General features: G+C 47.8%; 19 protein-coding genes. 17 read left to right on the top strand and 2 right to left on the bottom strand.

Annotation, left to right across the window (positions count from 1 at the left end; genetic code table 11):
- The first annotated feature begins 237 nt into the window (after positions 1-237).
- From AC4IE7_RS14960 to glmS, 16 genes are all read left to right on the top strand, one after another.
- A complete protein-coding gene (locus tag AC4IE7_RS14960) occupies positions 238-495 on the top strand; it encodes a BufA1 family periplasmic bufferin-type metallophore (RefSeq protein WP_490777657.1) in 258 nt (85 codons plus the stop codon).
- Positions 496-515: 20 nt separating this feature from the next.
- Positions 516-1,406 carry an MNIO family bufferin maturase gene (gene bufB / locus AC4IE7_RS14955; RefSeq protein ID WP_490777656.1) on the top strand — a complete coding sequence of 297 codons (891 nt, stop codon included), beginning with the start codon at positions 516-518 and terminating at the stop codon, positions 1,404-1,406.
- The gene (locus AC4IE7_RS14950) at positions 1,390-2,154 is read left to right on the top strand and encodes an HvfC/BufC family peptide modification chaperone (protein WP_490777655.1); all 765 of its coding nucleotides are present in this window, start codon (positions 1,390-1,392) and stop codon (positions 2,152-2,154) included. The genes bufB and AC4IE7_RS14950 overlap by 17 nt, the downstream gene beginning before the upstream one ends.
- 37 nt (positions 2,155-2,191) lie before the next feature.
- Positions 2,192-2,632, top strand: a complete 441-nt coding sequence (locus AC4IE7_RS14945) for a DoxX family protein (protein ID WP_490777654.1) — start codon at positions 2,192-2,194, stop codon at positions 2,630-2,632.
- Between the two features lie 225 nt (positions 2,633-2,857).
- On the top strand, positions 2,858-3,238 hold the full coding sequence (locus AC4IE7_RS14940; protein WP_490777653.1) for an ATP synthase subunit I: 381 nt from the start codon (positions 2,858-2,860) through the stop codon (positions 3,236-3,238).
- 11 nt (positions 3,239-3,249) lie between these two features.
- Positions 3,250-4,110, top strand: coding sequence for a F0F1 ATP synthase subunit A (atpB, locus tag AC4IE7_RS14935; protein ID WP_490777652.1), 861 nt, complete (start codon positions 3,250-3,252; stop codon positions 4,108-4,110).
- Positions 4,111-4,155: 45 nt separating this feature from the next.
- On the top strand, positions 4,156-4,386 hold the full coding sequence (gene atpE / locus AC4IE7_RS14930; protein WP_068994713.1) for a F0F1 ATP synthase subunit C: 231 nt from the start codon (positions 4,156-4,158) through the stop codon (positions 4,384-4,386).
- A gap of 51 nt (positions 4,387-4,437) precedes the next feature.
- Entirely contained in the window at positions 4,438-4,908 is a 471-nt protein-coding gene (locus tag AC4IE7_RS14925; RefSeq protein ID WP_490777651.1) for a F0F1 ATP synthase subunit B, read from the top strand.
- 9 nt (positions 4,909-4,917) lie between these two features.
- Complete coding sequence (locus AC4IE7_RS14920; protein ID WP_490777650.1) at positions 4,918-5,457, top strand: F0F1 ATP synthase subunit delta; 540 nt, start codon at positions 4,918-4,920, stop codon at positions 5,455-5,457.
- A gap of 13 nt (positions 5,458-5,470) precedes the next feature.
- Positions 5,471-7,012: a F0F1 ATP synthase subunit alpha gene (gene atpA, locus AC4IE7_RS14915; protein WP_490777649.1), complete on the top strand. Its 1,542-nt coding sequence runs from the start codon at positions 5,471-5,473 to the stop codon at positions 7,010-7,012.
- 32 nt (positions 7,013-7,044) lie between these two features.
- The gene (atpG, locus tag AC4IE7_RS14910; protein WP_490777648.1) at positions 7,045-7,905 is read left to right on the top strand and encodes a F0F1 ATP synthase subunit gamma; all 861 of its coding nucleotides are present in this window, start codon (positions 7,045-7,047) and stop codon (positions 7,903-7,905) included.
- A gap of 72 nt (positions 7,906-7,977) precedes the next feature.
- Positions 7,978-9,354 (top strand): F0F1 ATP synthase subunit beta, encoded by a 1,377-nt coding sequence (gene atpD, locus AC4IE7_RS14905; RefSeq protein ID WP_490777647.1) that lies wholly within the window; start codon positions 7,978-7,980, stop codon positions 9,352-9,354.
- Between the two features lie 18 nt (positions 9,355-9,372).
- The gene (locus AC4IE7_RS14900; RefSeq protein ID WP_490777646.1) at positions 9,373-9,801 is read left to right on the top strand and encodes a F0F1 ATP synthase subunit epsilon; all 429 of its coding nucleotides are present in this window, start codon (positions 9,373-9,375) and stop codon (positions 9,799-9,801) included.
- Between the two features lie 52 nt (positions 9,802-9,853).
- Entirely contained in the window at positions 9,854-10,342 is a 489-nt protein-coding gene (locus AC4IE7_RS14895; RefSeq protein ID WP_490777645.1) for an FKBP-type peptidyl-prolyl cis-trans isomerase, read from the top strand.
- A gap of 159 nt (positions 10,343-10,501) precedes the next feature.
- Positions 10,502-11,872 (top strand): bifunctional UDP-N-acetylglucosamine diphosphorylase/glucosamine-1-phosphate N-acetyltransferase GlmU, encoded by a 1,371-nt coding sequence (gene glmU, locus AC4IE7_RS14890; RefSeq protein ID WP_490777644.1) that lies wholly within the window; start codon positions 10,502-10,504, stop codon positions 11,870-11,872.
- 21 nt (positions 11,873-11,893) lie between these two features.
- Positions 11,894-13,720 carry a glutamine--fructose-6-phosphate transaminase (isomerizing) gene (glmS, locus tag AC4IE7_RS14885; protein ID WP_490777643.1) on the top strand — a complete coding sequence of 609 codons (1,827 nt, stop codon included), beginning with the start codon at positions 11,894-11,896 and terminating at the stop codon, positions 13,718-13,720.
- 337 nt (positions 13,721-14,057) lie between these two features.
- On the opposite strand, the gene AC4IE7_RS14880 is transcribed toward glmS, so the two are convergent.
- Positions 14,058-16,841 (bottom strand): hypothetical protein, encoded by a 2,784-nt coding sequence (locus tag AC4IE7_RS14880; RefSeq protein ID WP_490777642.1) that lies wholly within the window; start codon positions 16,839-16,841, stop codon positions 14,058-14,060.
- A 547-nt stretch (positions 16,842-17,388) separates the two neighbouring features.
- Between AC4IE7_RS14880 and AC4IE7_RS14875 the strand changes: the two genes are divergently transcribed.
- Positions 17,389-18,027 carry a cysteine hydrolase family protein gene (locus AC4IE7_RS14875; RefSeq protein WP_490777641.1) on the top strand — a complete coding sequence of 213 codons (639 nt, stop codon included), beginning with the start codon at positions 17,389-17,391 and terminating at the stop codon, positions 18,025-18,027.
- A gap of 55 nt (positions 18,028-18,082) precedes the next feature.
- Here AC4IE7_RS14875 and AC4IE7_RS14870 read toward each other — a convergent pair whose 3' ends face one another.
- Positions 18,083-18,802, bottom strand: a complete 720-nt coding sequence (locus tag AC4IE7_RS14870) for a transcriptional regulator domain-containing protein (RefSeq protein ID WP_490777640.1) — start codon at positions 18,800-18,802, stop codon at positions 18,083-18,085.
- Between the last annotated feature and the right edge of the window lie 433 nt (positions 18,803-19,235).

Raw genomic sequence — 19,235 nt, 5'->3', positions numbered from 1 at the left:
TGAAGTTAGATTTTTTAACAACAGCAGCCAGTTGATCCATAGCTTGGAGATAAGGGTTTATCAAAGACCCAAAAAAATAGTGAAAAAATTGAATCCAACTGGGTGACTGAAGCGTAACTAATCTTGAACAAAGGGTTCAGATTCACTAAGAAATGAAAAAACACTATGTGGTTTTCTCATTATAAACCGCAAATAATTGCATTATTAAATTCATACATACTCTTGGAGGAGTAAATCATGAAAAAGACCAATACTTCAGCCATCGTTGCAGGCGCAATTACCACAGCTTTAGCATTCTCCCCTGTCGGGGTTGCAAATGCAGCTGACACCGAAAAATGTTTTGGTGTAGCAAAGGCAGGTAAAAATGACTGTGCGGCCGGCCCTGGCACCAGCTGTGCAGGCACATCCACCGTAGATGCTCAAGGTAATGCCTGGATGCTGGTGCTCAAGGGCAGTTGCGGAAAGATTGTTGGCGGCAGTCTGACTGAAAAATAGTCTGACCTGCTGGACCTGATATGGATACCATTAACTTGTCTGGCAGAAAGCCTGCTCCGGTACCAATACGTGCCGGGGCAGGTTTAAAGCCTCAACATTATCAATCCGTGATCGAAAACCAGCCTGATGTTGGCTGGTTTGAGATACATCCAGAAAACTACATGGGTAGAGGTGGACCGCCGTTGCGCTATCTCGAACGGATACGCCAGGATTACCCTCTCTCACTTCACAGTGTTGGCACCTCACTTGGAAGCCACATGCCTCTGGATATGTCGCATCTGAAACAGCTAAAGATTCTGGTTGATCGATTCGAACCGGGACTGGTTTCAGAGCATCTGTCATGGAGTCATGGATACGAGTGGTTTACCCATGACCTGATACCTCTGGTCTATACACCGGAAAGCTTACAGCTGATGGTTGATCATATTGAGCAGGTACAGGATTTTCTTCAAAGACAAATCCTGATAGAAAACCCATCCACCTATCTGCAGTTTAAAGAGAGTGAAATACCAGAACAGGTATTTTATGTAGAAGCGGCAAAACGCAGTGGCGCAGGCCTGTTATTGGATATCAATAATGTGTTTGTCTCCTGTGAGAATCATGGTTGGAGTAGTGAGGCCTATCTGGCAGATGTACCGATGGAGTTGGTTGGGGAGATTCATCTTTCTGGACATTCGATCCAGCAACTTGAGGGGGAGACCTTAAGAATAGATGACCATGGTTCGCCGGTTTGTTCAGAGGTGTGGACGCTCTACCAACAATTCATAGCACGTCATGGCTTGGCGCCCACTTTAATCGAATGGGACAATAACATCCCTGAGTTACCCGGCTTGCTTCAGGAAGTGACAGCAGCACAGAGTTTAATGGATGCTGTCGTCAACGAGGAGGTTAAAGATGTCGTTGTTGGCTGAGTTGCAGAGAAGCTTCTGTGACGCGCTGCGTACATCGGAGCCACCAGATCCAGCCTTGTTGGATAGACTACCCAACGATGGCTTAGCACTGCAAAGATTTCAGGTCTATCGAAACAATTTTATTGTTTTAAATGGTGACGCCGTTGCTGATATGTTCCCGGTCATTAAACGATTGGTGGGAGATGAAGCATTTCGTATGTTAGCAACAGCCTATGTACGTAAACATCCACCAATGGAACGTATACTGCTTTTGTATGGGGAAGCCTTTCCTGACTTTCTGCAATCGATTCCAGAATTATCAGGCCTCTCTTACCTGGCTGATGTTGCTCGATTGGAGTTTGCATGGACAGCGGCTTACCACGCAGCTGATGCTGAAGCACTTCAAGTGCAGCAGATTTCTGGTTTGGATGATAGTGACTTTTCGTCCCTTAGGCTCAGACCCCATCCTTCTATTCAGTTTCTTGAATCCGAATACCCCGTTTATCGTATCTGGGAGACCAATCAATCTGATGATCAGGATGAACAGGTCTCTCTGGACGAAGGGCCTTCTCGGTTGGTCGTGATTCGTCCCGAAATGGAAGTTGAGGTACGCGAAGTTAGTACTGGAGAATTTTTATTCCTGAAACACCTCCACGCCTCAACAACAGTGGGTGAAGCTTACGAACACACCGTTCAGGTTGAACCTGAATTTGATTTGCAGGCCTTTTTTCAACGCCGTTTATTAGATGGGACGTTCTGCAGTCTTTAGAGTATTTTCGAACATTCAAACTATAGATATTTAAAATATGAAAACAATAATCAACGGCCTGATATCCCTTTTTGACTTTATCGCCAAGTTTATACCTGACTGGTTGATTTCACTTATGGCGAGAGGCGCGGTCGCCTATACATTTTGGTCATCTGGCAGGTCGAAGGTATCTGGGATACTCGACATCTCCGAGTCGACCTATCTGTTATTTGAACATGAATATGATGTTCCCCTGATCCCCTTCCAGATTGCGGCACATATGGCGACCTATGCGGAACACCTGTTTCCTATCCTGCTGGTGTTCGGTCTATTTACCCGATTTGCTGCGCTATCCTTATTAATGATGACCGCGGTAATCCAAATCTTTGTCTACCCGGAGGCTTGGAATGTCCATATGTGGTGGGCTGTTGCTTTGCTGTTCCTGCTTCGGCATGGTGGCGGTAAGGTTTCCCTCGACCAATTGTTGTGGAAGAGATGATTGTGGGGTTCTGTTAGCCTGGCCTTTAGGCAGAAGTCAGCTACTGGTCGGCACTATTTAACCCTAATAAAATGTAGGTTATGGTTGATCTACTGCCCGACCAGGCCGAACTATGCTCAGGTTACGAAAAATTTTATGCATCTATCCTTTGACCTTATATACCAGACCCCTTATACTCCTCCCTCCTTACTGGTTAGGCTCGTATAGGGGTACCGGGAAACCGGCATGCAGCTTACCGGAAACAGTCAGATTCGCACCATTGTAGTGCTCCAATTTGGGGCATCGGTTATTATCGGTCTGGGATTGCTGTTTTTCGGTAAAACTATTGCATTGTCAGGCTTTATTGGTGCTGTTATCGCCGCGATAGCGAATGGCTATTTCGCTCTCAGGTCTTTTGCACACTACCGTGCGCAGGAGCCGGAGAAGATAGCCGGGCGCATGTTCGGTGCTGAAATCCAGAAGATGATAATGACAGGTTTGTTGTTCGGGTTGACAATTGTCACCTTCGAATCGGTCAATATCGGTTTATTATTGGCCTGCTATCTGATCGTACAAGTAGCAGTTCCAGTTATCGTATTGATTTTTAGAGACAGAAAGTTTTCATAGGTATAGGAAAAATGGCCGGCGACGCCCTTACCTCTAGTGAGTACATCAAACATCACTTGACCAATCTAACCTTTGGTCAGCACTCCGACGGCAGTTGGGGCGTGGCGCATAGCGCTGCTGAAGCAAAGGAGATGGGTTTCTGGGCTATTCACCTGGATACCATGTTCTGGTCAATATTCCTGGGTGCGCTGTTCCTCTACTTTTTCTCTAAAGCGGCAAAGACTGCAACCCAGGGGGTTCCCGACGGCTTGCAGAATTTTGTTGAGTGGATTGTCGAGTTTATCGACACCAGCGTGAGAGGCTCCTTCTCCGCGAGAAATTCCCTGGTTGCGCCCCTGGCGTTGACTATTTTTGTTTGGATCTTCCTTCAGAACTTAATGGATCTGGTCCCGGTTGATGTGATTCCTTTCATCAGCGGACTGTTGGGCATTCATTTTATGAAGGTCGTCCCCTCCACCGACCCGAACGCGACTTTTGGCATGGCCATTGGGGTGTTTCTGCTGGTGCTGTTCTACAGCATCAAGATAAAGGGAGTTGGTGGCTTTGTAGGGGAGTTGACCCTTCAGCCCTTCTCTGCCAAGAATCCAGTTGTCAATCTTCTATTCATTCCAGTTAATTTTATACTTGAGTTTGTCAGTTTGATTGCCAAACCTATTTCACTTGCCCTGCGACTGTTCGGTAACATGTACGCTGGCGAGATGATCTTTATATTGATCGCCATCATGTACAACGCCGGGTTGGTATTCGGTCTGTTTGGTGGCGTTCTACAGCTGGGATGGGCCATATTTCATATCTTGATTATCACACTGCAGGCGTTCATTTTTATGACCCTGACCATTGTGTACCTGGATATGGCACACCACGAACATTGATCACATTTTCTTAAACTATATAGTTCATTAAACGGGAGACCAATAATGGAACAAGCACTGCTGTACATTGCCGGCGCGATCATGATGGGCCTTGGCGCCCTGGGCGCGGCGGTAGGCATCGGCGTTTTGGGTGGCCGCTTTCTCGAGGGCGCTGCTCGTCAACCTGAACTCATTCCTATGTTGCGTACCCAGTTCTTCATCGTCATGGGACTGGTAGACGCCGTACCCATGATCGCTGTGGGTCTGGCCATGTACGTATTGTTCGCTGTAGCTTAAAAGCTTTGAGCGAACTCTCTCTCATCTCGTCCAACGAGAGGTAATTCCGGGATGAACATCAATCTGACTCTTATAGGTCAGCTGCTCTCTTTCGCGGTGTTCGTGTGGTTCACCATGAAGTATGTCTGGACCCCGATTATGGGAGCGCTGGAAACCCGTAAAAAGGAGATAGCCGACGGACTGGCGGCAGCTGAACGAGGCCAGCACGAGCAGGAGCTGGCAAAGGAACGCGCCAAAGATGTGCTGCATGAAGCTAAAGCCCAAGCTGCTGAAATCGTAGCTCAGGCACAGAAACGTGCGGCAGAAATTGTCGATGAGTCCAAAGGTACTGCCCGTGTGGAAGGTGATCGTATTATCACTGCTGCACAGGCTGAAATCGAGCAGGAGACCAATCGCGCACGTGAACATCTGCGTGAGAAAGTTGGGCTCTTGGCTGTGGCTGGTGCTGAAAAGATTCTCAAAAAAGAGATCGGCGCCGACGCACACCAGGATATCGTCGCGGCCTTGGCCGAAGAGATTTAGGGCAAAATTATGGCCGGTGAAGCTACCACAATCGCCCGCCCCTACGCGGAAGCGGTGTTTGCACATGCCGATGAGAAAGGTAACCTCGAGCTTTGGCAAGAGATGCTTAACTTTCTATCGACCGTCGTTGAAGATGAAACGGTTTCTAAGGTTGTTAGAAATCCGCTAGTCGATCAGCAGGCAATGACCGATCTGCTGCTGGAGATTGCCGGCGGTCGGATAAATGAAGAGGGAGGTAATCTGATCAGGCTCCTGGTTCAGAACCGCCGTCTTCAGGTTCTGCCTGAGATCAACGTACTCTTCGATGAGCTTAAAGCGGAAAAGGAGAAGGTGATGAGTGTCCATGTCACCTCTGCTTATGCGCTCAAGCCCGCGCAGGAAAAACTCATTGCTGAAGCCTTAAAGGCGAAGTTGGGACGCAATATCACTATTACCAGCGAGAAGGACACTGACCTTATTGGCGGTGTACATATTCGCGCTGGAGATATGGTGATCGACGGTTCCGTCCGTGGAAAACTTCAGCAACTGGCTAACGAATTGGGAATCTAAGCGAGAAGCCATCATGCAACTCAATCCATCCGAGATCAGTGAACTGATCAAAAGTAAGATCGAAAAATTCGATCTAAAGACCGAAGCCCGTAACGAGGGTACGATCATCAGTCTGACTGATGGTATCGCCCGCATCCACGGACTCGAAGACGCCATGTCTTACGAGATGTTGGAATTTCCGGGAAACACATTTGGGCTGGCGCTCAACCTTGAGCGTGATTCAGTCGGCGCTGTGGTGCTGGGTGATTACAAGCACCTGACTGAGGGCGATGCGGTAAAATGTACCGGTCGTGTACTCGAAGTGCCAGTTGGTGAAAGTATGCTGGGACGTGTGGTCGATTCCTTGGGTACCCCCCTTGACGGAAAAGGCGACATTAAAGCGGAAGGCTCTTCACCAATTGAAAAGGTGGCGCCTGGGGTTATCGAGCGTAAGTCGGTTGATCAACCGGTTCAGACCGGTATCAAGTCTATCGACGCTATGGTCCCGGTCGGGCGTGGTCAGCGCGAGTTGATCATTGGCGATCGTCAGACTGGTAAGTCTGCTGTTGCCATCGATGCAATCATCAATCAGAAAGGCACCGGCGTAAAATGTATCTACGTTGCGGTTGGCCAGAAGAACTCCACTATTGCACAGGTTGTTCGTAAGCTCGAAGAGCATGATGCCATGGCACACACCATCATCGTTGCTGCGCCAGCTGCGGATTCTGCCGCGATGCAGTTCATCGCCCCCTACTCCGGTTGCACCATGGGTGAATATTTCCGTGACAAGGGCGAAGATGCGTTGATCATCTATGATGATCTGACCAAGCAGGCATGGGCTTACCGTCAGGTATCTCTGTTGCTGCGACGTCCACCAGGTCGTGAAGCCTACCCAGGTGACGTCTTCTATCTGCATTCCCGTCTTCTGGAACGTGCTGCCCGAGTCAATGCCGACTATGTCGAGAAAAAGACAGGCGGTAAGGTCAAGGGTCAAACCGGTTCACTGACCGCATTGCCGATCATTGAAACCCAGGCTGGTGACGTATCAGCATTCGTACCCACCAATGTAATTTCGATCACCGACGGTCAGATCTTCCTTGAGGCGGATCTATTCAACGCCGGTATCCGTCCGGCCATCAACGCCGGTCTTTCAGTATCCCGTGTTGGTGGTGCTGCACAGACGAAGATCATCAAGAAGTTGGGTGGCGGTGTTCGTTTGGCACTGGCTCAATATCGTGAATTGGCTGCTTTCTCACAGTTTGCATCTGATCTCGATGAAGCGACTCGTAAGCAACTGGAACGTGGTGAGCGGGTAACTGAGCTGATGAAGCAGGCACAATACACGCCACTATCCGTGGCCGGTATGGGTGTCTCGCTGTTCGCCGCGAATGAGGGCTACCTGGATGACGTCGATGCGACAAAAATTGTTGACTTCGAATCATCACTGCAAGGTTATATGAAGAGTAACCAGAAAGAGCTGATGGACAAGATCGATGAGTCCGGCGACTACAATGCCGAAATCGAACAAGCCCTTCACGATGCTCTCAAGGACTTCAAGGCTAACCATACTTGGTAGACGTCAGGCAATCACGATATAGGGTTTAAGCAATGGCGGGTGCAAAAGAGATCCGGACACAGATCGGCAGTATCAAGAATACTAGCAAGATCACAAAGGCTATGGAGATGGTGGCCGCATCTAAGATGCGTAAGGCGCAGAACCGTATGACGGCGACGCGTCCCTATGCTGAAAAGATGCGTAATGTAATTGGTCACCTTTTCCATGCGCATCCGGAGTACAAGCACACCTTCATGATCGAGCGTGAAGTGAAGCGGGTTGGTTATATTATCGTCTCATCAGACCGTGGTCTGTGTGGCGGTTTGAACAGCAATCTGTTTCGCAGGCTGATCAAGGAGTTGAAGGGGTATCACGACACTGGTGTAGAAGTTGATTTCTGCACCATCGGTAATAAGGCTCTGGGCTTCTTCGGACGTTTCGGCGGCAATATTGTCAGTCAATCAACCCAACTGGGTGACATGCCTCATATCGAAGATCTTATCGGTACTGTCAAAGTCATGCTAGATGCATATGCTGAAGGCAAGATTGACCGCATCTATATTGCGTACAACAACTTCGTCAACACCATGACGCAGAGTCCGACTTTCGAACAGCTTGTCCCGATTGCCTCCAACATGGAGGAAGAGCTCAAGCATCACTGGGACTACATCTACGAGCCGGATTCGAAAGAGGTTCTCGATAACCTGCTAGGTCGATATGTCGAATCACTGGTCTATCAAGCTGTGGTTGAAAATGGCGCTTGCGAACAGTCAGCCAGAATGGTCGCCATGAAGTCTGCATCCGATAATGCTAAGAGCCTGATCGATGAACTGCAGCTGATCTACAACAAAGCCCGTCAGGCAGCGATCACGCAGGAGATCTCGGAAATCGTGGGTGGTGCGGCGGCTGTCTGATGACAGGGCCAGTTACAGAATTGAATTTTTTATTTTTTTGAGAGTCGCCTCGAGCGGCAAGAGGAACCAGAAATGAGTTCGGGCAAAGTAGTTGAAATCATCGGCGCTGTGGTGGATGTACAATTTCCCCGTGGCGAGATGCCTAAGGTCTACGAGGCACTGAAGATCGACGAGGCGGATCTCACCCTGGAAGTTCAGCAGCAACTGGGTGACGGTGTGGCAAGGGCCATCGCCATGGGTTCGACCGACGGACTTAAGCGCGGTGTAACCGTCGAAGCCACCGGTTCGCCGATCCGTATACCTGTTGGACAAGGTACACTGGGTCGCATCATGGATGTACTGGGTAACCCGGTTGACGAAGCAGGCGATGTCAAAGCAGACAAGCTGATGCCGATCCATCGTCAAGCGCCAAAGCTTGAAGATCAGGCCTCTACAACAGAGATTCTCGAAACAGGTATCAAGGTAATCGATCTGATCATGCCCATCGCCAAGGGCGGTAAGATCGGCTTGTTCGGCGGCGCCGGCGTAGGCAAGACCGTTACCCTGATGGAACTGATTCGTAACATCGCGGTAGAGCACTCTGGCTTCTCAGTATTCGCAGGTGTCGGTGAGCGTACTCGTGAAGGTAATGACTTCTACCACGAAATGGCAGAAGGTGGCGTACTAGATAAAGTAGCCCTGGTTTACGGTCAGATGAACGAGCCTCCTGGCAACCGTCTTCGTGTTGCGTTGACTGGTTTGACCATCGCTGAGAACTTCCGTGATGAAGGTCGTGACGTTTTGATGTTCGTTGATAACATCTATCGTTATACCCTGGCGGGCACCGAGGTATCAGCACTTCTGGGACGTATGCCTTCAGCGGTAGGTTATCAGCCAACCCTGGCTGAAGAGATGGGTGCTCTGCAAGAGCGTATCACCTCCACAAAGACCGGTTCGATCACCTCATTTCAGGCGGTATACGTACCAGCTGATGACTTGACCGATCCATCACCAGCTACCACCTTTGCTCATCTGGACGCGACCCTGGTACTTTCCCGTCAGATTGCTGAGTTGGGTATCTACCCTGCGGTTGATCCACTCGATTCCACATCCAGAATCCTTGATCCGAATGTCGTGGGTCAGGAGCACTACAGTGTTGCACGGAATGTGCAGGGAACCCTGCAGCGCTACAAAGAGTTGAAGGATATCATCGCCATCCTGGGTATGGACGAGCTATCTGAAGAAGATAAACTGGTTGTACAGCGGGCTCGTAAGGTCCAACGTTTTCTGTCCCAGCCCTTCTTCGTGGCGGAAGTATTCACCGGCTCACCCGGTAAGTACGTCTCGTTGAAAGACACCATTTCCGGATTCAAGGCAATTGTTGAGGGCGAGTATGATCACTTGCCTGAGCAGGCTTTCTACATGGTCGGCGGTATCGATGAAGCAGCCGAGCAAGGCGGGAAGGGCTAAGAGCCCGGGAGATAGAAGATGGCCATGACCATTCATGTGGACATCGTTAGTGCCGAGGGTGAGATCTTCAGCGGTGTAGCTGAGATGGTCTATGCACCGGCTGTTATGGGTGAGGTTGGTATCGCACCACGCCACACCCCGCTGGTCACTCAGTTGAAACCAGGTGAAGTTAGAGTTGACACCGGTAGCGGCAAGGATATGCAACATTTCTACGTCTCTGGTGGCATCCTCGAAGTTCAACCGCATATGATAACTGTTTTGGCGGATACCGCCATTCGTGCTTCTGATCTTGATGAAGCGGCTGCTCAGGAAGCTAAACGTCGGGCCGAAGAGGCCATGTCTGATCGTAGTGCAGAATTCGAATATGCCAAAGCTCAGTCTGAGCTGGCAGAAGCGGTTGCACAGCTGCGTGCCATCGAAAGAATTCGCAAAGGCAAGCGCGGTTAAATCCCCTCATCATGAATGGGCCTGAGCAATCAGGCCCACTACCCCACCTAATATGTCAAAAGAAGTTATACAAACCGGTAAGTTCGTTTCGCTGACCTACGCGATTCTGGACAAAGATGGGAATGTACTTGAACAGAGCGATCTTCCCGTCAGTTACATCCACGGTGGTGAAACAGAGTTGATTGGCGGCATGGATCGCGCAGTAGCCGGTAAAGCTCAGGGTGAAGAGGTCACTATGACTATCGCACCTGAGGATGGCTTTGGTGACTATGACCCGAATTTAACCTTTACCGATGATCTTGAGAATGTCCCCCCTGAGTTTCGTCAACTCGGTGCTGAGGTGCAGATGCAGAACGAAGCAGGGGATGTGAAGAGTTTCTACGTGACCAAGATAGAGAATGGAAGCCTGACAGTCGATGGAAACCACCCTTTGGCGGGTAAATCTCTTAAGGTCAGAGTCAAAATTCTTGAGGTGCGTGACGCCACGCCTGAAGATGCCATGCAAGTGGGTATGCCGGGTCAATCTCATACCCTAAATTAAACCACCATCGGAATCAGGGAAGATTTCGCGTTACACCATAAATCCAAGTTTTAAGTTTCCTTTGACTGTTGTACGCTGAGTGCCTGAAAGATTCGCGCTACTGGCGACTTCAGCAGCGGTATTATTTTTTTTAGGTTTAACTGACTAGGGGGATAAAGGATGCATCTTGGTGCGCTGATTCTAGCTGCAGGGGAAGGGACGCGTATGCGCTCCAAGCTTCCTAAAGTACTGCATTCACTCGCGGGAAAGCCTCTACTTTCCCATGTCATCGAAACCACTCGCAACATCCATCCTGAGGAGATCTCTGTAATCTATGGCCATGGTGGTGAGGAGGTCCTTACACGCCTGGCAGCAGATGACCTGAATTGGATCGAGCAGCAAGAACGGCTGGGAACAGGCCACGCGGTGATACAGGCCTTACCCCACCTGCAGCGCGTGGATCAAGTACTTATTCTCTATGGAGACGTACCGCTGATCAGTGGACCTACCCTGGTCAGCCTGTTGAGTTGCCTGCATACCAGTGATCTCGCGCTTCTGACTGTCGACCTGGAAGATCCAAGCGGCTATGGACGAATTGTACGTGATAGAAATGACCACATTTCCCGCATCGTCGAACAGAAAGATGCCACTTCAAGAGAGTTGGAAATCACAGAGATCAACACCGGCATTATGGCAGTCAATAGAGCTAAACTCGAAACCTGGCTATCCCGAATCGATAACAACAATGCCCAGAATGAGTATTATCTGACCGATATCATCGCTTTGGCAGTCGAGGATGGGGTGAACATACAAGCTGTTCATCCACACAGCGAAGAAGAGGTGATGGGGGTTAATGATCGCAAACAACTCGCCTATCTCGAGCGTTTTTATCACAGAAACAAGGCAGATGAGTTAATGCAGTCCGGTGTTACCCTGGCTGATCCGGCACGAATCGACATTCGAGGCGTATTGAAGACAGGGCAGGATGTCTATATCGACTGTAATGCAATTTTTGAAGGGCATGTAAGCCTTGCTGATGGCGTCACTATTGGCCCAAATGTACTACTGAAGAACTGCACAATAGGCGCAGACACCCAGGTGTTCGCCAACAGTGTTATCGAAGATGCAGCTATTGGTGAAGCATGCCGTATCGGTCCTTTTGCCCGTGTTCGCCCAGAGAGTGAAATCGCGAACCAGGTACATATCGGTAACTTTGTTGAAATAAAAAAGAGCCAGGTTGCAGATGGCAGTAAGATCAACCATCTTAGTTATGTGGGTGATAGTGATATTGGTTCAAAAGTGAACATCGGCGCAGGTACCATAACCTGCAACTACGATGGTGCGAATAAATTTCGTACCACCATCGGCGATGGTGCATTCATCGGATCAGATACACAGTTGGTAGCACCGGTTACCGTCGGTAAAGGGGCAACCATAGGGGCAGGTTCAACGATTACCAAAGATGCACCTTCAGATCAGTTGACACTCAGCCGCTCAAAACAGTTAAGCCTGGAAGGTTGGACAAGGCCGGTTAAAAAACCAAAAGTTTAAATAGGAATTGGAGAATTCGTTATGTGTGGCATTGTTGGTGGTATAGCGCATAGGGACGTGGTTCCGGTCCTGATGGAAGGGTTAAAGCGTCTGGAGTATCGCGGTTATGACTCAGCCGGTGTTGCCGTGCTCGATGATCATCAGCATCTGCAACGGATTCGTTCTGTAGGAAAGGTCGCCAGTCTCAAGGGGTTGATCGATCAGGCCGAGTTGCAAAGTAAATTAGGTATCGCCCACACCCGTTGGGCAACCCATGGCATGCCATCTGAGCGAAACGCTCATCCACACATGAGTGGAGAGAGCGTCGCGATTGTGCATAACGGTATTATTGAAAACTATGCCGACCTCAGAGAAGAGCTCACTGCAAAGGGCTTTATCTTTACCTCAGAGACCGATACTGAAGTAATCGCCCATCTACTCGCCGATATCCTCAAGCAGGTACCAGACATCGTAAAGGCAGTACGCGTAGCCTCAAAGAAACTCGTTGGTGCTTATGCCCTTGCCGTGGTCAGTCCGGAAGATCCTGATCAGATGGTGGTCATCCGCGCAGGCAGCCCGCTGGTGATCGGTCTTGGTGAAGATGGAAACTACATCGCTTCTGATGTCTTTGCACTGCTACCCGTTACCCAGCAGTTTATCTTTCTCGAAGAAGGCGACTTAGCCCATATTTCATCGGATAAAGTCTCCATATTTGATTCTAATGACAACCCGGCAGAGCGTGAAGTCCGCACCTCGCAGGTCTCATCGGAAAAGGCAGAGAAAGGCCCCTACCGTCACTACATGCTGAAGGAGATTTTCGAACAGCCGGCAGTCATTGCTGAGACCCTGGAAGGGCGCATCCACAAGGGACGATTACTGGAAGAGTCGTTTGGTCACGAAGCCAAAACGCTGCTCGATAAGACCAAGAATGTACATATCGTAGCCTGTGGAACCAGCTACCATGCAGGACTGGTTGCCCGATACTGGTTGGAAGAGATTGGCATTCACTGCAGTGTCGAAGTCGCTAGTGAGTTTCGCTATCGTGAAGTGGTCGTACCTGAAGATACTCTCTTCGTTACCATCACCCAGTCAGGTGAAACCGCCGATACATTGGCAGCGCTACGAGGCTCAAAATCAAAAGGTTATCTGGGTAGTCTGGTTATCTGTAATGTTCCGGAGAGCTCACTGGTGCGTGAATCCAATGTAGCACTGATGACTCGTGCCGGGCCAGAGATCGGTGTAGCGTCAACCAAGGCATTTACAACCCAATTGGTAGCTTTGAGGTTACTCACCCTGGCGTTGGCAAAGCGTCGTGGCATGACAGTAGAGAGGGAGCAGCAACTGGTCAATGAGCTTCATGCCCTGCCCCGTCAGGTAGAAGTCATACTTAAATTAAACGATTCCATTAAGGAAATGGCGAACTCTTTTGCAGAACGCCACCATGCCCTGTTCCTGGGACGAGGCTGCTTCTATCCGATTGCAATGGAAGGCGCACTAAAGCTTAAAGAGATCTCTTACATCCACGCCGAAGCCTATCCTGCCGGAGAGTTAAAGCATGGCCCACTAGCACTGGTCGATGCAGAAATGCCGGTAATCTGTGCGCTACCTGATGATCCACTACTGGAAAAAGTAATTTCAAATTTACAGGAAGTAAGAGCCAGAGGTGGTGAGCTGTTCCTGTTCAGTGATCACAACGTAAAAATTGGCCTCGACCACTATCAGAATCTGACCCTCTCCGACATTTATCCTTCAACTGCGCCCATTGTTTACAGTGTGCCTCTGCAGCTACTCGCCTACCATGTGGCGATATTGAAAGGTACGGATGTGGATCAGCCGCGTAATTTGGCGAAGTCTGTAACGGTTGAATAAAGAGTATTACGGCACTCTGATAATGATGCGGTTCGTGCCTCACCACACCCTACGTTCTATTCAATGGAACACAAGACAGGTAGGGTGGGGCCCTGCCCCACCAAACGCCCCGCTGGAAATTAACAAAGACCACCTGCAATCTTCCACAGATCCATAACTAGTTCCGTAGTTAATTTTGGAGGGTAATCAGATAGAGATTAAATAATGGGTTGTTTATGGAAATGGTTAGAGTTTGATTAGCTGATTGCTTGCTTATGGTCGCATTGAAAGTAGGCCTCTTTTTTGTTGGTAATTTTTGGGTGTAGCGACTAATTGAGAACTGGCCTGAAGTAACAAATCAAAGATCAATATGTTCGAGAAAAAACTGATCAAGTAACGTGCTCAGTGCGTTGCGTTGTTGCGGATTATAGAAATGAGTTCGAACCCGCTGAATCGCGGGTAGGTGCAAATGGGGGTTGTGATTTTGGCATATCACTAAGGATGGACGTCCAAGTGCATTGGCAATGCCTAACTCAAGCAATGCATTCGGGTTCAGGTTGGTGATATCCACGACGATAAGAGAAGAGTGGCATATATCCTTCCACACAGCACGCATGATATCTGGGTCTATTCGGTTATAACCAATCATATACTTTATTTGATAACGTTCGCATGCGGCTCGGATTTCCTCCTCAGCAACTTTTGACCAGGTTCGAAAGGCGGTGACATGAAACAACTGTAGCTGTTGCTGGGGATAGCTACCCTCGAAAGCAGGTACAATTATTAAAGGCCGTTTCCGTTCAAGGCAATCAAACACACTCTCTAAAACAAGTCGCACTTTTGTCGCATCGTTGGATTCCACAACTTTATCAAGTAGGTTTTCAGTTGTGCTGTCTGTTGTAGATTTAAACCAATGTCGCGCATACTGAACTGACTGTTTGAGTGTGCTGTTCGCGATACGTCGGTGTGATCCATACAACGCTATTTGTACCGCGCTAACAATACGGTCTACATCTTTATCATTACCTTCAATGAATATCGGAGAGATATCCACATCGAAGGGAACAGGCTGTCCACGCCGTGTAGTAATAATTATTGGAACACCCAGTGTCAAAGCCCACCCTGTCTCATAGGCAACCTGTGCATTTTTTGCCGCTACACTCAGCACTATCTGCTCTTCTTCTCCTGGCTCTGGCACACTTTGCAGATCGGCCACTGATGCATCGTATTCAGAGTAATCTAAAATTGCGATAGCAGAACTCCGAAGCTGTTGCCATCGACTGTGCATGTAATCCGCTAAACCACTTCTTGTCGGTTGTTTCATAGCAAGCGTGACACAAGCTTCGTTGACCGTCTGCTGAGTTGATTTGGCCCCTGAAAAAAAGATACTGTTAGGATCCACCGCAAGTGAGGCTGTAGGAAAATCCGGATCAGCGATCATCAATAGTCGTCTACGCTCAAACTTCCGGAACTCCATAGCAGAAAGCCTTAGCCCACCCTTTTGATGACGAAGGATTTGTTCAACAGTTGTGGCTGATGCAATCATCCGAAGATCTGCCTTTATAGCTTCGCTTAATCTTTCAAGCTCCTGAGAGTCACTCTCTCCCAGATTATCGCGTAAACCAGATTCGGTGAGTCGATTGCTGAAGGCAAGGAAAAGTTGGGTGAACTGTGTGATATGAGCCGGTAGATCTTTTGCGGGAAGGTCCAATGAGCTGGTCATACGCTTTATCTGTTCAGCAACCAGCTTTTTCATCAATGCACCAGAAAGTTCATCGTCTGAAGTAAGTTCGGTAACACCCTGGTTTATCGTTCCCATCAAACCTCGAGCCTGTCGCCATGTCTGCTTTTTATCCTCAGGAACGAAGGGGCTCATTAATGCTGGTAAATCCTCCATCATGACCTTCATTACCGGAGCCAACATCTCTTCCTCAAAATTATCTGCCGTACGAATGATCAAAAAATTAAGCCTGAGACTTGCTTTTGTGAATGCAGCCCCTACATCAATACCCTCTTCAAGTTCGTCTTTCATATCTTTTCGGATTGCTTTGCATTCCATGTTCAGTTCATCAAGGGACTCTATTTCATCCATATCTTCACCAGTGATGAGTTTATTCATCCACTCCTTCAATGTGAGCATGGAGGGTTTATAATCTTCGGGAGCGTAAGGTAAGGCTGTATCTATGACACGGTTTAATGTTGCTGTGGCAATCTTGCTCTCTTCCAGGGTATCGGTGGAGAGTTGTTGAACTCGATTGATTGCTATATTCAACTGGTACTCGCTGAACCCTTCACTTGCTAACACAGATGAAAAGTCGGACAGAATCTGATCTGGAGTCAACGGATCGTCAGTTTTATCCAGGGTATTCTCTTGAGCATTAGCATTTTCAACTGTTTCTGATGGTTCACCAGATAGTTGAGGTAACAACTCCATAATAGATTGCTGAATCGATTCCAAACCGGGTCCATAGTCGGGGCGCATGAGCAGGCTGAGGCCGAAAATAATCATGACCCCATTCACTCGCGACTCTGTTTCGATGAAATCACCCAGCTGAAGAATTGTATCGGCATAAGTAATAGCCTCATCCAGCATAACACCCTTATTCTCTACAGATTGCCAAAAGCACCAGATGGCCTTTTCACGGGGATGCTCTGGAGCATCCTCTGTTATTTCACTACTCAACCAATGGAATGCTGTAAGTAGGGATATAACTCGAATGCTCGCTGCTGCGGCGAAATGTGCATCTTCTTGTGTAGGTTTTAGATCAAGATTACCAATTTCTGTCATTGCCATCTCGGCTAGATCATCTACAGAGCCACCGTTTCGAAGCCCGTCAGCAAGATGTGTGACAATTTCGATTGACGTCGTATAGACCGCACCTGGTGTGTACATTGCTCCAAGTTTTTGTTTGATCGTGTCTCGTTGAGGTATCATGGCTACACTGATTTCTTCACCACCATGCTCGATCAGGAAATCAGCAAGATGTAGAAAACCCTTCAGGTGTGTATGACGATCCTCCTCCGTCTCAACTGGAAGCGATGACATAGCCTGTACGGCTTCAGATGCATTGGAAAAATCGATACCATCACCTGCGAGTTGCGCAGTGAGTCGCCACTGAATCTCATCTATAAGGTTTTGCATATCAACAGTATCCGCTTGGTATATAACGGCAGAACATGATCAACTAAATATTAATTACGGTCGATAAAACGCAAGTCGCCCATTAAATTATCAACATTATTAACCCGGCGACTAAGTATGTAGTCTGCAGGCAGGCTTGAAACCCTGAAGACGACATACTTAGTCGCCGGGTTAATAGTAAGACAGCTATATGGGTAGTATAGCGCTATAATAGAGAAGTCCGAGACCCAGTTGTTACTATCAGTTAAGGAAGCAATTGCCTGAGTCCACTCTGGAGGAAACATGCCGACACCCAACCTTTGCCATACTTAAAATGAACAATAATATGCATTATGTGATGTTTGATATTGATGGCACTCTCGTGCGGTCGTATGACCTGGATTCATTTTTGTGTTAATCGGTAATAAATTTATACATAATCCAAGCTTTACGGACTTTAAATTAACAGATGAGTTAATGGCATCAATTGGTATAAATTAAAGGAAGGTAAGTGTCAGTCTCTATTGTCCTGTCATCAGATAGTTTTTGTACAATTAGCGGAGTATAAATGAGTAATTATACTGAGCCACATTTTACAAAATCTGCACTAATAACAATCGATGTACAGAATGATTTCACTCTGACCGGTGCGCCGGCTGAGATTGCAGGCACCCAGGAAGTGATTCCTAATATGACAAATCTATTAGAAATCTACCGCAAAAAAAGATTGCCGATAGTTCATGTTCTCCGCTTGTATTCTGCTGATGGTTCAAACGTGGACCTGTGCAGAAGAAAGACCATTGAAGAGGGAGTTACAATAGTTATCCCAGGTTCAGATGGAGCAGAGTTGGTAAATGAGTTAAAACCAGATGCCTCAATAAGATTAGATGCTGATGAGCTTATGGCAGGTAAACTACAGCAGATAGGCAACCATGAATACATGCTATACAAATCGAGGTGGGGAGCATTTTATAAAACACCACTGGAAGCCTTCTTAAGCGAACATGAAATCGATACATTGGTGTTTAGCGGTTGTAATTATCCTAACTGTCCTAGAACGAGCCTCTTCGAAGCTAGCGAAAGAGATTTTCGAGTAGTAGTTGTTAGTGATGCTATGTCGCAGCTATATTCAAAAGACAAAGATGAGTTGAAAAATATTCATGTAAGTTTGTTTGAAACGAAAGAGATCGAAAGCCTATTGGATTAACAATGGGTGCTTCCCCATCAATGCGACTTTTTTACCACAACGGCCATAAAAGTAATCAGGCTAAAAAAAGCAACTGACGGTATTCATGATCTCTTAGATCTAGTGCTTCTGACAGCAGTAGAGTGACTTCGGCTTGGCTTATCATCAAGACATTGGAAATATCAGCAGTCGATGCTTTTTCGGAGAGGCTATCCAAAAGTCGTAGATAGAGAGTGAGAAGTTGGTTGCGTTTAGATAGTGTCGGCGCGAGCACATCGCCAGATTTGACTCGATCTCTTTGCTCGATCTGTAAGCGGCGTTTTGCGTCAACAAGTTGGGGCTGCAGGGGCATACTTAAATCAAATAACAGTGCTGCCTGATGGGATGGGTCTTCGATCGCTTGACCGATTTCTAGTGTTGGCGTTTGCCAGTTGATCTCTCGCCAAACCAATCGTCCACCACCAACCGGGTCGTCATCAGTCGGGTCGGGTGGAAATTTGTAGTATCCCCAGCGAGCGCCTAAGGCGCATTCGATCAATACTCTATCTCCATCAATACGGCAGTCACTTTCCAGGCATGTTTCGGCTGGTACCCAGGCACGCTCATCCTGTTGCCAGGCTTTGACATCTCTCTGCGAAGGTTTGCCATAGCAGGCTTCAAGCGCTTGCCATGTGCTAATAAAGCTTTGCCATTGTTGCTGATACGTTGGATTTCTGCGCAAAAATTCCCAAGCCCACTGCTCTGATGAGAGTTTATGAGCAAAGAGGTATTGATCAGGAGTTCGCCAGTCGAGCATAGTGCGAGTTTACTATTTATTACTGTTTTATTTAAAAAACTTTAACCAGTTAGCATATTAGGCAGTAGAAGATCACATGAAGCTATTTTGATTCCTGTAAGATGTTCAGTGCATCCGATATTTGAGTTCATATCTAAGCAGACTTAATGGGCGCTTAGTGAAACTTAAATTAACTGGATTGATGATTTTTATTATATAGGATTGAGTTAAGGCATCCTGCTTAATCGTACAGCATTAGATATTGTATATTTTCGTATCTTGTAAGCAGCGCCGAAAGTGGTCTTATAACGGGGTTTTCTCTGAGCAGTGTATAGGTGTTCAATCAGGTTGTGTCGAAATATTTTACACAGCGTTTTGTCTGGTTAGGCTATCTCCTTGTTTGCGGGAAATAAAATCATTTGGCGTGCTATTTGCATAATTACAGGATAATTAC

The sequence above is a fragment of the Candidatus Thiodiazotropha sp. AKAK3 genome (assembly GCF_058244645.1).
The sequence above is the reverse complement of the archived record's forward strand: the minus strand, read 5'-3'. Positions and strand labels throughout refer to the sequence as shown.